This is a genomic window from Acidovorax sp. 35-64-16 (genome assembly GCF_002281195.1).
Taxonomy (GTDB): Bacteria; Pseudomonadota; Gammaproteobacteria; order Burkholderiales; family Burkholderiaceae_C; genus Acidovorax; species Acidovorax defluvii.
Map to the genome: position 1 here is coordinate 33859 of NZ_NCFM01000009.1, position 13248 is coordinate 47106.

The window sequence follows — 13248 nt, forward strand, 5'->3', positions numbered from 1 at the left end:
GGCTTTGGGGCGTGAAACGGCGCAAGGGCTGATCCCGATGTGGCGGCGAGTTTACATCATTCATAATTATTCATTCAAAATATTCTTGCCAGCTTACAATCCACCCCATGTCTGCCCTCACCCTCACGCCCCGCGCCCTGTATGTTGAAGTGGCTGAGCAATTGCGCCAGCGCATTTTTCGCCGCGAGCTGGAGCCTGGCAGCTGGATTGACGAGCTCAAGATCGCCGAAGAGTTTGGCATCAGCCGCACCCCCCTGCGCGAGGCGCTGAAGGTGCTGGCCGCCGAGGGACTGGTCACGATGAAGGTGCGCCGTGGCGCCTACGTGACCGAAATGAGCGAAAAAGACCTGCGCGACGTGTACCACCTGCTCAGCCTGCTGGAGAGCGATGCCGCCGGCGTGGTGGCCACCACCGCCACCCCGGCGCAACTGAAAGAATTGCAGGATCTGCATGCCGAGCTGGAAGCCGCAGCCAACGAGCGCGACCGTTTTTTTGCCGTGAACGAGCGCTTTCACATGCTGCTTTTAGAGCTGGCCAACAACCGCTGGCGCAGCCAGATGGTGGCCGACCTGCGCAAGGTGATGAAGCTCAACCGCCACAACTCGCTGCTCAAGCAGGGGCGCATCGAGGATTCACTGAACGAGCACCGTGCCATTTTGGCCGCCATGGTGGCACGCGATGCCAGCGCCACGGCCCGCGCCATGCAAGCGCACTTTGCGCAGGGGCTCGAAGCGGCGGCCTGAACCGCCTGCGCGGCACGCCACATAAGCAGGCGCGAAGAACGCCGCGCCGGCCCTGCTCAGCGCATCTGAAACAACTCCTGGTGGAAGCGTCCCTGTGGCAAGCCCATGGCCATGAGGTCTTTTTTCAGCGACTGGCCAAACGGTGCAGGCCCGCAAAACCAAATGTCTGCATCTTGCCAGTCGGGCACCTGCCCGGTCAGGCGTGTCGCATTCAACAGGCCGTCGCGCTGGCTCCAGAGCACATGCAGCCGCACCCCGGCCGCCTCGGCGTCGCGGGTCATCAGGCCAATGGCGTGCTCGTCATACACCGCCGTGGGGTGAAACAGGTCGATGGTCTTGCCATCCGAGGCCGCAGCCAGCGCTTTCATGCGTGCAATGAACGGCGTGATGCCAATGCCAGCCCCCACCCAGATCTGGCGCTTTTGTGGGCCCTGAAAATTGAACTGTCCGTACGGGCCCTCCAGCTTGACCACGTCGCCGATGCGCACGCGCTCGCTCAGCGTACCGGTGTAGTCGCCCAGTGCCTTGATGATGAAGGTGATGCGCCCGTCGCCCGTCCAGGCCGACGAGATGGTGTAAGGGTGCGGGCCCTCTTCTGCATGCAGGGTGACAAACGCGAACTGGCCCGAATCGTGCCCGGCCCAGCGGCCCTTGCACTGGATGTCCACCTCGATCACGTTCAGCGACTCATGGCGCCGAATACCCACCACCTCGCCCACCACCTGCCGGCCCACGGCCACGCGCCGAAAAAGCACCATCAACGCCGCCACCGTGCCCGCCGCCATCAGTAAACCCAATACCGGCCCCAGCACGCCAGTCCAGTAATCAAACTTCAGCAAGACCACCGAGTGCCACACCAGCGCCAGATAGGCCACCGACAGCAGGTGATGCGTCTTGAAGAAATGCCGGTAAGGAAACCACTTCACCAGCGCCAGCACCATCAGCAGCACGGCGGCATAAAAGGCCCATTCGCCGATGCTCTCGGCCAGGCCACGCTGGCTTGAAAAGAACTGCTGTATCGGCGCATCCAGCAAGGCCGGGCGCGGACCGCGCACCGGGCGCTGCAGCCAGCCCCAGCCCACCATCCACTTGGTGCCCTGGGCCAGCAGCCAGTGCGCTATGGAAATCACCAGACCCGAGATGCCCAGCCATTTGTGCAGGCGGTACATCTTGTCGAGCCCGCCGAGATAGGGCTCAAACACCACCGGGCGCACCGCCAGCACCATGGCCGCGCTCATGACACCAATGCCCAGCACCCCGCTGTATTGCATCAGCACCGAGCGCCAGGCAAAAAAGTTGGCCGGCGAAGACCAGACCATCAGGTCGGCCACCAGCCACAACCCCGTCAGAATGAAAAGGTAGAACCAAAAAAATCGTTTGATGTTGCGCATTGAACTGCCCAGAAATGTGCCCTGCACTTTAGGCGTTGCGTGTGAAGCGGTATTGATACAAACGTGTCTGTCGCGTAAATACCCGCGCTGAACGGGGCCGTGCCTCGGTGGGTGTCGGCACCGGTCACTGACCTCCGTCATGCACGGCTGCATTGTTGCGCGGCGCCCGCAGATGTGTCGGTATGATGACCCGGGTTTACCCGCAGAACCTGCCCCGATGCGGCATGTTCATGACTCAGCACACCTCCCGATGACCTCTTTTGCCCCCGACTTCGCCCGCGTCGAAACGCTGCCCCAGCTCCTCGCCTACCGTGTTGCCCACACCCCCGACGCACAGGCCTACCGTGCTTTTGATCCCACCACGCATGACTGGGTCCACCTGACCTGGAAGCAAGCCGCACAGCGTGTGGCGCAATGGGCGCAAGCCATGGTTGCCACGCAGCTGCCCACTGCCGCCCGCGTGGCCATCCTGCTGCCCAACGGCCTGAACGCCATGTGTGCAGACCAGTCCACGCTGGCCACAGGCTGCGTGCCGGTGCCCCTGCACGCCATCGACAACCCAGGCAGCATTGCCTACATCCTGGCCGACTGCGAAGCCTCCATGCTCATCGTGGGCCAGGCCGAGCACTGGGAGAACATCCGGGCCGTAGGCACGGCGTTTCCGGCATTGCGCGCGGTGGTCATCATGGACGACGATGGCGAGGTCCACACCTGTTCCGCCACTGCCGACGGCCCGGCCGTTGGCACGCTGGCGCAATGGCTGGCCAGCGCGCCCCGCGCCGCTGAGCTGCCTGCCCCCACGCCACCCGGCCCCGAGGACCTGGCCGCCCTCGTCTATACCTCGGGCACCACCGGCAAGCCCAAGGGCGTGATGCTCACGCACCGCAACGTGGTCAGCGACGTGAAAGCGGTGCTCCAACGCATCGTTCCCACAGTGGACGACGTGTTCCTGTCGTTCCTGCCGCTGTCGCACACGTTTGAGCGCACGGGCGGCTATTACCTGCCGATTGCAGCGGGCAGTTGCGTGGCCTATGCACGCTCGGTGCCGCTGCTGGCCGAAGACCTGAAAACGGTGCGGCCCACGGTACTGGTGTCGGTGCCCCGCATTTACGAACGGGTCCACGCCAAGCTGCTCGAAAAGCTCTCGCCCACGCCCTGGAAGATGCAGCTGTACGAAGCGGCGCAAAACAAAGGCTGGGCGCGCTTTTGTGTCGCCCAGGGCCTGCCAGCGCCCCAGGCCGACGACAACAAGGCCGCTGGCTGGATGGCCGCCCTGCCCTGGCCCCTGCTGCAAGCGCTGGTGGCCAAGCCGCTGCTGGCGCAGTTTGGCGGCCGCGTGCGCGTGGCCGTGAGCGGTGGCGCCCCGCTGTCACCCACTATTGCCAAGTGCTTTCTGGGGCTGGGCCTGCATCTGGTGCAGGGCTACGGCATGACCGAAACCGCACCCGTGGTGTCGGCCAATTCCCCGGACGACAACGACCCCGCCTGCGTGGGCCGCGCCCTGCCCGGTGTGGAGGTGCGCATTGGCGACAACCGCGAGCTGCAGGTGCGTGGCCCGATCGTGATGAAGGGCTACTGGAATCGTCCCGAAGACACCGCCAAAATCCTGAGCGCCGACGGCTGGCTGGGCACGGGCGACCAGGCAGAAATCATCAACGGGCGCATCTACATCAGGGGCCGCATCAAGGAAATCATCGTCACCTCCACCGGCGAAAAGGTGCCTCCGGGTGATCTGGAACTGGCCGTGCTGGCCGACCCGGCGCTGGAGCAGGCGTTTGTAGTGGGCGAAAACCGGCCCTTCATTGCCTGCGTGGCGGTGATCAAGCACGACGAATGGCAGCGCCTGGCCGCCGACCTGGGCCTGAACCCGCAAGAGGCCACCAGCCTGCACCACCCCAGCGTGCAACGCGCCGTGCTGGCGCGCATCGAAAAGAATACCGCCAGTTTCCCCCGCTACGCCGTGCCGCGCGCCGTGCACCTGACGCTGGAGCCCTGGACCATAGAAAACACCTTCATGACGCCCACGCTCAAGCTCAAGCGCAACAACCTGATGCTGCACTTTGCACAGGCCATCGAGGGGATGTACCAGAAGTCTGCAGCACGCTGATCTGGCGCTTTAAATTTGATAGCTGCTTGCGCTTATCGATAAACGGCTAGCGGCCAATTTGATGCAAAAATCAGGAACATGCTGCACCGGCATCACGTCTCGAACTGATCCGCATTCTTGCCCTTGATGGGGGCATAAAACGCCTTGATGGTGGCCATGTCGGCGTCCAGGTCGCCCGTAGGCTCGAACACCGGGCCCAGGCCTCCCACCTTGCGGCCATAGTCGACAAACGCCAGCACGATGGGCACGCCGGCTTCTTGGGCGATGAAGTAAAAGCCGGTTTTCCAGTGCCGCGTCTTGCCGCGCGTGCCCTCGGGCGGCACGACCAATTGCATGGGCCCTTTGGCGGCACGCATGGCCTGGGCCGAGCTGGCCACCAGGTTGCTCGACTGCTCCCGGTTCACCGGAATCCCGCCCAGCCAGCGCATCACCCCGCCAAAAGGCGCCCGAAACAGACTTTGCTTGCCCATCCAGTACACCCGCAGGCGCAGCGAGAAAGCCAGCATCAGCGTATAGGGCAGATCCCAGTTGCTGGTGTGGGGCGCGGCAATCAGCACGCTCTTGGCGGCATGGGCTGGCAGGCTGCCTTCGATGGTCCAGCCGGTCAGGCGAAGGGTGGCTCGCGAAACCACGCGCAGCAGCGTGTTGACCACCGGCGTGTCAAAAATGGTGTGGTGCATGAAAAAGCAAACGCAAGGGCACGAACAAAAACGGCGTAGCGAGTATCACCGAAACATTTGGCAACGCTTCTTGTGCTGCGGCAAGAAGTTTCCCCTGGCGGGCGCCTTTTGCGCAGGACTTGGAAGCGGAATTAGAAAGCGGAAATCGGAAGCGCGCCGGGGCGTGGCGGCCCCCCGAATGGCATGCGCTGGCCATCCACGGTGCTGCACCGCGTTATCCCGGAAAAACCAGAATGCTTTGTTTTTGATAGCGGACAGCGCTTTACAGACAAGCGCCAGAGCCACTTTTTACGTATAACCACTTGCAAGTGTCCGGGCGGCGCTGGTGGGATAATCGCCGCTTTTCGTCGGTCGCTGTGCAAAGGCGCCTTGCCTTCTGAGCAGCAGCGGCAGCCCCCACCCGTCTTTTCCTGCCTTCTCAATTGTCTGTGGAACCCACCCTGAGCCCCTGGCGCATGTCTGTCGCCCCGATGATGGACTGGACCGATCGCCATTGCCGCTACCTGCACCGGCTGCTGAGCCGCCACACCCTGCTGTACACCGAGATGGTGACCACGGGTGCGCTGGTGCATGGCGATGTGCAGCGCCATCTGCGCTTCAATGCCGAAGAGCACCCCGTGGCCCTGCAGCTGGGCGGCAGCGAGCCGGCCGATCTGGCGCACTGCGCGCGCCTGGGTGAGCAGTGGGGCTATGACGAGATCAATCTCAACTGCGGTTGCCCCAGCGAGCGGGTGCAGCGCGGTGCCTTTGGCGCCTGCCTCATGAACGAGCCCCAGCTGGTGGCCGACTGCGTCAAAGCCATGGTGGACGTGGTGCAGGTGCCCGTGACGGTCAAGCACCGCATTGGCATCGACAAGGACGAGAGCTACGCCTTTGTGCGCGACTTTGTGGGCACCGTGGCCGCTGCGGGTTGCACGGTGTTCATCGTGCATGCGCGCAATGCCTGGCTCAAGGGCCTGTCGCCCAAGGAAAACCGCGAAGTGCCCCCGCTGCGCTACGACGTGGTGCGCCAGCTCAAGGCCGATTTTCCGCACCTGACCTTTGCTATCAACGGCGGCCTGAACACCGATGCCGCCGTGCAACAGCAGCTGTCCCAGGTGGATGGCGTGATGGTGGGCCGCGAGGCCTATCACAACCCCTGGTGGCTGGCGCGCTGGGACGCCCTGTATTACGGCGCCCCTGAAAGCACGCTCACCCGCGAGGATGTGGAAGCCGCCATGGTGGACTACATGGCGCGCGAGGCCGCAGCACACGGCACGCCCTGGGCCAGCATCGCGCGGCACATGCTGGGCTTGCGCCATGGACTGGCAGGCTCACGCCGCTGGCGCCAGGTGTGGAGCGACCATCGCCTCAAAGGCCTGCCGCCGCACGAAGTGATGGCCCTGGCGCACGCCAGCCCGGGCGAGGCCTGAAGCAAGTCTGCGCTTGAGCTTCGCCATCCAGCCGATCGCTGTGCTTTGCCGTTGGGTGACTTGCCCTGCACGCGCCTGAACGACAGTTTTCAGCGTTGCAGGGCCGCCCAGGCGCAACGTTGAGGAACCCCGGGCATGGCGCGACCGCGCCGCGCCTTCAGCCCTTTCAGCCCCCGCCCAGCTGGCGCGTGAGCCACCCTTGCAGCGGCTCGGGCCTGGAAAACAGATAGCCCTGCAGGCAGTCGCACTGGCTGGCCACCAGAAAATCGGCCTGGGCGCGGGTTTCGACGCCCTCGGCCACCACGCGCAGCTTGAGGTGCCTGGCCACCGAAATGATGGACTGCACGATGGCGGTGTCGTTGGGGTCGTCGGGCGTGTCCTGCACAAAGCTCTTGTCGATCTTCAACTCGTACAGGGGCAGTCGCTTGAGGTAGGCCAGGCTGGAATAACCCGTGCCAAAGTCATCAATCGAGAAACGCACACCGTGACGCACAAGGTCGCTCATGCGGGCAATGGTGTCGTCGAGGTGTTCGATCAGCAGGCTTTCGGTGACCTCCAGGATGAGCAGCGCTGCCGGGGCGCCAGTCTGGGCAAGCATGCCGAGCACGCGTTCGACAAAGTCGTCCTGGCGAAACTGGCGCTCGCTCACGTTCACGGATATCAAAAGCTCCTGCCCTGCCGCGTGCAATCGGGCCAGCGTCTCGCAGGCCTGCAGGATCATCCGGTCGCCCATGCGCAGGATCAGACCTGAGGATTCCGCCACCGGAATGAAACGGCTGGGGGGCACGTTGCCGCGCACCGGGTGGTTCCAGCGCATGAGCAGCTCGCCACCGATCACGGTGCCGGAGGCATCCACCTGCGACTGCACGAACGCAGTCAGCTGGCCCTCTGCGCTGGCTTTTTTGAGGTCTTGTTCCAGCGCCAGGCGTTCTTGCACGTCGGCCTGCATGTCGGCTTCGTAAAAACGGATGCGGTTGCGTCCCAGGTCTTTGGCACGGTACATGGCGGTGTCGGCCTCGCGCAGCAGGTCTTCGACCTCTTCGCTGCGCTTGGGGAAAAGGGTGATGCCGATGCTGCCCGTGCTGCTGTAAAGATGGGTGTCGATGGTGTAGGGCGCCTCCAGGGTCGCCCGCACGGCCTCGGCCGCCAGCAGCGCGCTGCGCCCGCCCGATTCCATGTCGGTGGCAATGTCGTTGATCAGCATCACAAACTCGTCCCCCCCGATGCGCGCGACGGTGTCGCCGGGGCGCTGCAGCTGCGCGAGGCGCTGCGCCACCTGCTTGAGGAGTTCGTCTCCCAGCGAATGCCCGCGGGCGTCGTTGATCTGCTTGAAATCGTCCAGATCGATGAACAACAACGCCCCCACCTGCCCCGACTTGCGCGCCGAGGCCAGGGCATGGTCCAGGCGGTCCAGCAGCATGCGTCGGTTGGGCAGGCCGGTCAGCCCGTCAAAGTAGGCCAGCTGGTGCGTGCGGGCTTCGGCCAGCTTGCGTTCGGTGATGTCTCGCGACAAGGCAATGAAACGGGGAACCTGCCCGGGCGTTGCGCTTTCCTTGCGCGCAATGGACAACTCGAACCAATGCGTCTGTTGCGCCAGTTCCAGTCGGTATTGGTGGCCCATTGAATAACCTGTGTCGTGGGCGGCCTGCAGCGCGGCATGCCAGCCCGCAGAGGCCTCGGGCGGCACAAATTCGTCCATCAGACGGCCCAGAAACATCTCGGGAGGCGCGGCCAGCAGCGTGGAGCGCGCGGAGCGGTAATGGTGGATGCGCCCCTCCAGGTCGACCTCGAACAACAGGTCCGGAATGGCGTTGAGGGTGCTTTCCAGGTCGTCCCGGGTGCTGCGCAGCGCCTGCGTCATGCGGCGGGCCAGCCCCATGGCGCGCTCACGGCCCGTGGCCATCACCCATGTCAGCAGACCGGCCATCAGGCTCAGGGCCACGCCCATCGCAGCCAGCAGGACGGGGTCGCGGTCATTGAAGCGCTGCTCGAAAGTCGGGAGCGGCTGCATCACCAGCGTCCAGGTGCGCCCGCCCAGCGCTATTTGCTGCGTGGCGCGCAAACCCGGTGCTGCGCCTGGCGCGGCTGCACCAAGCTTGGCGTCCCCGTACAACAGGCTCTCGGCGGATTGCGGGTCGCCGTCGTAAATAGCCAGGTCGATGTCGGAATAAAGCTGCTGGGCCATTCCCTGCAGCAGATCGTTCATGCGAAAGGGTGCCGAAACCCAGCCCACAATGCCACGCTGGCGGCCCTCCACCGAGCCGAGGTCGGCATCCTTGCGATAAAGCGGCAGGTACATGACCAGCCCGGTCACGGCATCACGCCCCACGTCCTGCTGCAGCCTGAGCCTGGAGGTCAGGGCCAGTTTGCCGGTGTCGCGCGCGCGGTCCAGCGCCTCGCGGGCGGTGGTAATGGTGGAAGCATCGAACCCCAGCGCCTTGAGGTTGTCGCTGGACTGGGGCTCGATGTGGGTGATAGGGGTGTGGTGCGATTGCGCGACCTGCGGGTGCACGTTGTAAGACAGGAGGCCTTTGTTGCGCATCTGCTCCACATGGGCGTCCAACTCGTCTGCCGGCAAATTCAGCACATAGGCCACGCCCTGCAGCCCGGGTCGGGTTTCCGGCAGGCGCAGCGCCTGAACGTAGGCCTCAAACTCGTCGCGATCGATGCTGTCGGAGCCGTCGTAGTAGCCCTTCACGCCGCGCAGCACCAGTTCGTAGGTGGCCATGCGGTCCTTGAGGCTGGAAACAATGCGCTCCACCGAGACGGCAAAGGCCTGGTGCCTTTTGGCGTCTGCTTCCCGCTGTGCGCCCTGCCAGTACAGAAACGTCAATCCCAGCAAGAACACCGTCAGCACCGGCCCCGTCAGCGTAAGCAGACCCCAACGGTGTTCTTCCGTGCGAGGCCGCTTTTGGTGCTGGCGGGTTTGGCTCATGGGGTTTGAAGTCTGGATGAATGCTTGGTGGGAAAATTTGTCTGGAGCAACGGGCAGCGCAAAAACGCCGACACACTCTTTTGCCATTATGGGCAAGTTCCCAGGCCCTCCCCCCAGTATTTGTGCGTATTCGCAGACCCACGCAGGCAGCACGGGGCGACACAGGCCTTACGATCCAGATAACAGGTGCATTCGAGACAATCCCTATGCCATCGCTTGATTTTGAACGGGAGGAAGCCCGTTTTTATGCCTTCCATGACCAGAACCTGCAACGCCTGCAGGAGGCCTGCGCGTCTTTTGCGACGCTGATCACGGCACTGCTCTCCGCATCCGGGCAGGTGGATGTAGCCAAGGTGGAGGGCCGGGTCAAGGACAAGACCGAGTGCATCCAGAAATTCACCCGCAAGTACAGGCCGTCGCTGGAAGAGGCCAACCTGCCCTATGAAATTGCCCCCTACATCACCGACCTGATCGGGGTGCGCGTGGTCTGCCTGTATGAAGACGAGCTCGAAAAGGTGGCCCACCTGGTGCGCTCGCATTTTGATGTGATGGAAGTCACCGACAAGGTGGCCGCCGTTGAGGGCACCGAGGCTTCGTTTGGCTACAAGGGCCTGCACCTTGACCTGAGGCTCAATGCGGCCCAGCGGGCGTTGCCCGAGCATGCTGCATGTGCAGGCCATGCGTTTGAGCTGCAGGTGCGCACCATCATCCAGGATTCTTGGAGCGTGCTGGACCACAAGATCAAGTACAAAAAATCGATTCCAGGCCAGCTCAAGCGACGCATCAATGTGCTGTCGGCGTTGTTTGAACTGGCCGACCGCGAGTTCCGCCAGATCCGGGACGCCACCGCGGCCGAATTGCTGCAGGCCCCCGACGAAACCGCAGAGACCGTGCCGGAAGCCGACGCACAGGTGGCGGACAAAGCGTCCACCCCGAGTAGCGAGCTCAACGCCTTCACATTCCTCAAGATTGCCACCCACTTCTTCAAGGATTTTGAATTCGAGCCCTCCAAGGTGGACAGCTTTGTGGACGACATCCAGGGCTGGTCGCCCGGCATGACACGCGCCCGCTTCAATGCGCTGCTGCGCGAAACCATTGCCGTGGTCAAGCGCTACAAGCTGCATTTTGAGGAGCAGAACCCCCAAGGCAGCTTCAACCCCTACACCGTGATGCGCCATTGCCTGTATCTCAGCAACAATGCGGCCTTTCGCCCAGCGTTGCGCAACGTGGCAAGGGAGGCCTTTGAGGCCTGGTTGCAGGAACACGGCAGCACTTGAACCTGGGCAAGCGAGGTAAACCACCCCGCTGGGGGCACTGCGCAAGCAGGTGCCCGCTGGCGTCAGCCTTATCAACAAGGCATCAAATCGGCACCAAGCCCCTTACAGTAAAGCGTCTCCAGCTATACTATTGGTAGCAAACAAAACGCCGGCGTGAAGCAAATAACGGGTCACCAAACTGTCACCAAGGCGACCTCACATTGGTGGTTCCACTCCAGACATCCGTAACCAGTTGCTGTTATATTGCACTGCAACATAACGGAGTTTCACCCCATGCTCTACCAGATATACGAAACCCAACGCTCCCTGATGGAGCCTTTTGCCGGATTTGCCCAGGCCGCCTCGAAGCTGTACAGCCACTCGTCTTCGCTCCTCAGCCAAATCCCGCTCGCGCAACGTGTTTCTGCCGGCTACGACCTGCTGTATCGCCTGGGCAAGGGTTACGAAAAACCAGCTTTCGACATCCACACGGTGGACGTCGATGGTGTTGGCGTGGCCATTCATGAGCGCGTCGAACTCAACAAGCCTTTTTGCGAACTGCGCCGTTTCAAGCGTTTTTCGGACGACCCGGCCACGCTGACCAAGCTCAAAACCCAGCCCGTGGTGCTGATCGTAGCCCCGCTGTCCGGCCATTACGCCACCTTGCTGCGCGACACGGTGCGCACCATGCTCAAGGACCACAAGGTCTACATCACCGACTGGCGCAGCGCCCGCCTGGTGCCGCTGTCCGAGGGCGAGTTTCACCTTGACGACTACGTCAACTATGTACAAGAGTTCATTCGCCACCTGCAGGGCATTTATGGCAATTGCCATGTGATCAGCGTCTGCCAGCCGACCGTGCCGGTGCTGGCTGCGGTGTCATTGATGGCCAGCCGCGGCGAGACCACGCCCATCACCATGACCATGATGGGCGGCCCCATCGATGCACGCAAATCGCCCACCACGGTGAACAACCTGGCCACGAACCGCAGCTACGAGTGGTTTGAGAACAATGTGATCTTCCGGGTGCCCGACAACTTTCCGGGTGCCGGACGCCGCGTGTACCCCGGGTTCCTGCAGTACACCGGCTTTGTGGCCATGAACCCCGACCGTCATGCCACCAGCCACTACGACTATTTCAAGGACCTGATCAAGGGCGACGACGCCAGCGCCGAGGCCCACCGCAAGTTCTACGACGAATACAACGCCGTTCTGGACATGGACGCGGATTACTACCTGGAAACCATCAAGACCGTGTTCCAGGACTACAACCTTGTGCATGGCACCTGGGATGTGCGCTCCCCCACCGGCAAGATCGAGCGCGTGCGCCCGCAGGACATCACCACCACCGCGCTGTTCACGGTGGAAGGTGAACTTGACGACATCTCCGGCTCAGGCCAGACCGAGGCCGCGCACGACCTGTGCACCGGCATCGTGCGCAACGAGCAGCACCACCTTGAAGCCAAGGGCGCAGGCCACTATGGCATTTTCAGTGGTCGCCGCTGGCGCGATGTCGTTTATCCCAGGGTGCACGCATTCATCCAGAAGCACGATGCGCCTTTGGCCACCAAGTCTGCGGCCTCCACTGCTGTTGCCAACGCGGCCAGCGAGCCGGTTGTAGCTGCCAGCGCAGCCCCCGCACCGAGCGCGCCTGCGCCCGTGGTCGCCGCCCCGGTGACAGCCAGCGTTGCTGCACCAGCCTCCGCACAGACGGTAAGCGCAAGCCCCGTCAAACGTACCGTCAAGGCCGCTGCTGCTACGCCCAAGGTGGCGCCTTCCACTCCTGCTGCCGTGGCAAAGCCCAAGGCAGTTCAGGCCGCCATCCGCGCGAACGCATCGCCCGCCGGTGTGGCAACACGCTGGGTGAACACTCCAGGCACCGAAACCGCAAGCACCGTCCCACCGGCCACCAACGCGGCTGTCGCCAAGACCTCCGACACCGCGCGGGCGCGCGCTTCTGCACCCGCAGCAAAAAGCACCAAGCGCCCGGCAGCACGCAAGGCCTGATGCCTGGCTTGCCGCAAACGGTGGCGGAGCTGGCAGCGCGCATCAACGCGGCCCTGCCCCAGACGCAGTGCACCCGCTGCGGCTACCCCGACTGCGCCAGCTATGCGCAAGCGATGGCCGAGGGGCTGGCCCCCATCAACCAGTGCCCTCCGGGCGGGTTGGAAGGGGTGGCCCGGTTGGCTGCCATCACGGGCCACGCCGTGGTGCCGTTGAATCCTGTGCATGGGCTGCCGGCCCCCCGCACCGTGGCCGTGATCGATGAGGACTGGTGCATTGGCTGCACCCTCTGCATCAAGGCCTGCCCCACCGACGCCATTGTGGGTGCCAACAAGCTCATGCACACCGTGATTGCAGCCCATTGCACGGGTTGCGAACTGTGCATCCCGGTGTGCCCGGTGGACTGTATCCAGCTGGAAAACGCCAGTGGCACCGCCACGGGCTGGGCCGCCTGGACCCCCACCCAGGCCGACAACGCACGCCAGCGCTACGCCATGCGCCAGCAACGGCTGGCGCAGCACAGCGCCGAGCCGCCAGCACCCGAGCCCGATGCCGACACGCTGCCTGCGCAAAGCCCTGTGCATGCGGTGGTCAACTCACAGGCCTCAACGTCACACGCCGCCCGACAGGCAGCGATTGCTGCAGCCACTGCCCGCGCCCGGCAACGGCGCAACCCGCCTTCGCACTGAGGATTGCGACGCGGACCGCGCGCCCTCCTGC

At 63.6% G+C, this 13248-nt stretch carries 9 protein-coding genes; 6 read left to right on the forward strand and 3 right to left on the reverse strand.

Going from position 1 to position 13248, the window contains the following annotated elements:
* Positions 1–107: 107 nt before the first annotated feature.
* Complete coding sequence (locus B7Y64_RS08665; RefSeq protein ID WP_291324197.1) at positions 108–743, forward strand: GntR family transcriptional regulator; 636 nt, start codon at positions 108–110, stop codon at positions 741–743.
* Positions 744–799: 56 nt separating this feature from the next.
* Here the strand turns inward: B7Y64_RS08665 and B7Y64_RS08670 are convergent, their stop codons facing one another.
* On the reverse strand, positions 800–2134 hold the full coding sequence (locus tag B7Y64_RS08670; RefSeq protein ID WP_291328676.1) for a ferric reductase-like transmembrane domain-containing protein: 1335 nt from the start codon (positions 2132–2134) through the stop codon (positions 800–802).
* A 250-nt stretch (positions 2135–2384) separates the two neighbouring features.
* On the opposite strand from B7Y64_RS08670, the gene B7Y64_RS08675 reads away from it, so the two are divergent.
* Complete coding sequence (locus B7Y64_RS08675) at positions 2385–4241, forward strand: long-chain fatty acid--CoA ligase (RefSeq protein WP_291324199.1); 1857 nt, start codon at positions 2385–2387, stop codon at positions 4239–4241.
* A 92-nt stretch (positions 4242–4333) separates the two neighbouring features.
* Here B7Y64_RS08675 and B7Y64_RS08680 read toward each other — a convergent pair whose 3' ends face one another.
* Positions 4334–4921, reverse strand: coding sequence for a lysophospholipid acyltransferase family protein (locus tag B7Y64_RS08680; protein WP_291324200.1), 588 nt, complete (start codon positions 4919–4921; stop codon positions 4334–4336).
* 428 nt (positions 4922–5349) lie between these two features.
* On the opposite strand from B7Y64_RS08680, the gene dusA reads away from it, so the two are divergent.
* A complete protein-coding gene (dusA, locus tag B7Y64_RS08685) occupies positions 5350–6333 on the forward strand; it encodes a tRNA dihydrouridine(20/20a) synthase DusA (protein ID WP_330861794.1) in 984 nt (327 codons plus the stop codon).
* 166 nt (positions 6334–6499) lie between these two features.
* On the opposite strand, the gene B7Y64_RS08690 is transcribed toward dusA, so the two are convergent.
* The gene (locus B7Y64_RS08690; RefSeq protein WP_291324201.1) at positions 6500–9268 is read right to left on the reverse strand and encodes an EAL domain-containing protein; all 2769 of its coding nucleotides are present in this window, start codon (positions 9266–9268) and stop codon (positions 6500–6502) included.
* A gap of 206 nt (positions 9269–9474) precedes the next feature.
* Here B7Y64_RS08690 and B7Y64_RS08695 point away from each other — a divergent pair, with 206 nt between their 5' ends.
* The 3 genes from B7Y64_RS08695 (at position 9475) to rsxB (ending at position 13217) form a co-directional block, all read left to right on the forward strand.
* Positions 9475–10545 (forward strand): GTP pyrophosphokinase family protein, encoded by a 1071-nt coding sequence (locus tag B7Y64_RS08695; RefSeq protein ID WP_291324202.1) that lies wholly within the window; start codon positions 9475–9477, stop codon positions 10543–10545.
* Between the two features lie 273 nt (positions 10546–10818).
* On the forward strand, positions 10819–12531 hold the full coding sequence (gene phaZ, locus B7Y64_RS08700; protein ID WP_291328678.1) for a polyhydroxyalkanoate depolymerase: 1713 nt from the start codon (positions 10819–10821) through the stop codon (positions 12529–12531).
* A complete protein-coding gene (gene rsxB / locus B7Y64_RS08705) occupies positions 12531–13217 on the forward strand; it encodes an electron transport complex subunit RsxB (protein ID WP_291324204.1) in 687 nt (228 codons plus the stop codon). The genes phaZ and rsxB overlap by 1 nt, the downstream gene beginning before the upstream one ends.
* Positions 13218–13248: the final 31 nt, after the last annotated feature.

Bases quoted from the DNA above. Each gene is read 5' to 3' on its own strand.
- B7Y64_RS08665 (WP_291324197.1), top strand. From the start codon at position 108: ATGTCTGCCCTCACCCTCACGCCCCGCGCCCTGTATGTTGAAGTGGCT.
- B7Y64_RS08670 (WP_291328676.1), bottom strand. From the start codon at position 2,134: ATGCGCAACATCAAACGATTTTTTTGGTTCTACCTTTTCATTCTGACG.
- B7Y64_RS08675 (WP_291324199.1), top strand. From the start codon at position 2,385: ATGACCTCTTTTGCCCCCGACTTCGCCCGCGTCGAAACGCTGCCCCAG.
- B7Y64_RS08680 (WP_291324200.1), bottom strand. From the start codon at position 4,921: ATGCACCACACCATTTTTGACACGCCGGTGGTCAACACGCTGCTGCGC.
- B7Y64_RS08690 (WP_291324201.1), bottom strand. From the start codon at position 9,268: ATGAGCCAAACCCGCCAGCACCAAAAGCGGCCTCGCACGGAAGAACAC.
- B7Y64_RS08695 (WP_291324202.1), top strand. From the start codon at position 9,475: ATGCCATCGCTTGATTTTGAACGGGAGGAAGCCCGTTTTTATGCCTTC.
- phaZ (WP_291328678.1), top strand. From the start codon at position 10,819: ATGCTCTACCAGATATACGAAACCCAACGCTCCCTGATGGAGCCTTTT.
- rsxB (WP_291324204.1), top strand. From the start codon at position 12,531: ATGCCTGGCTTGCCGCAAACGGTGGCGGAGCTGGCAGCGCGCATCAAC.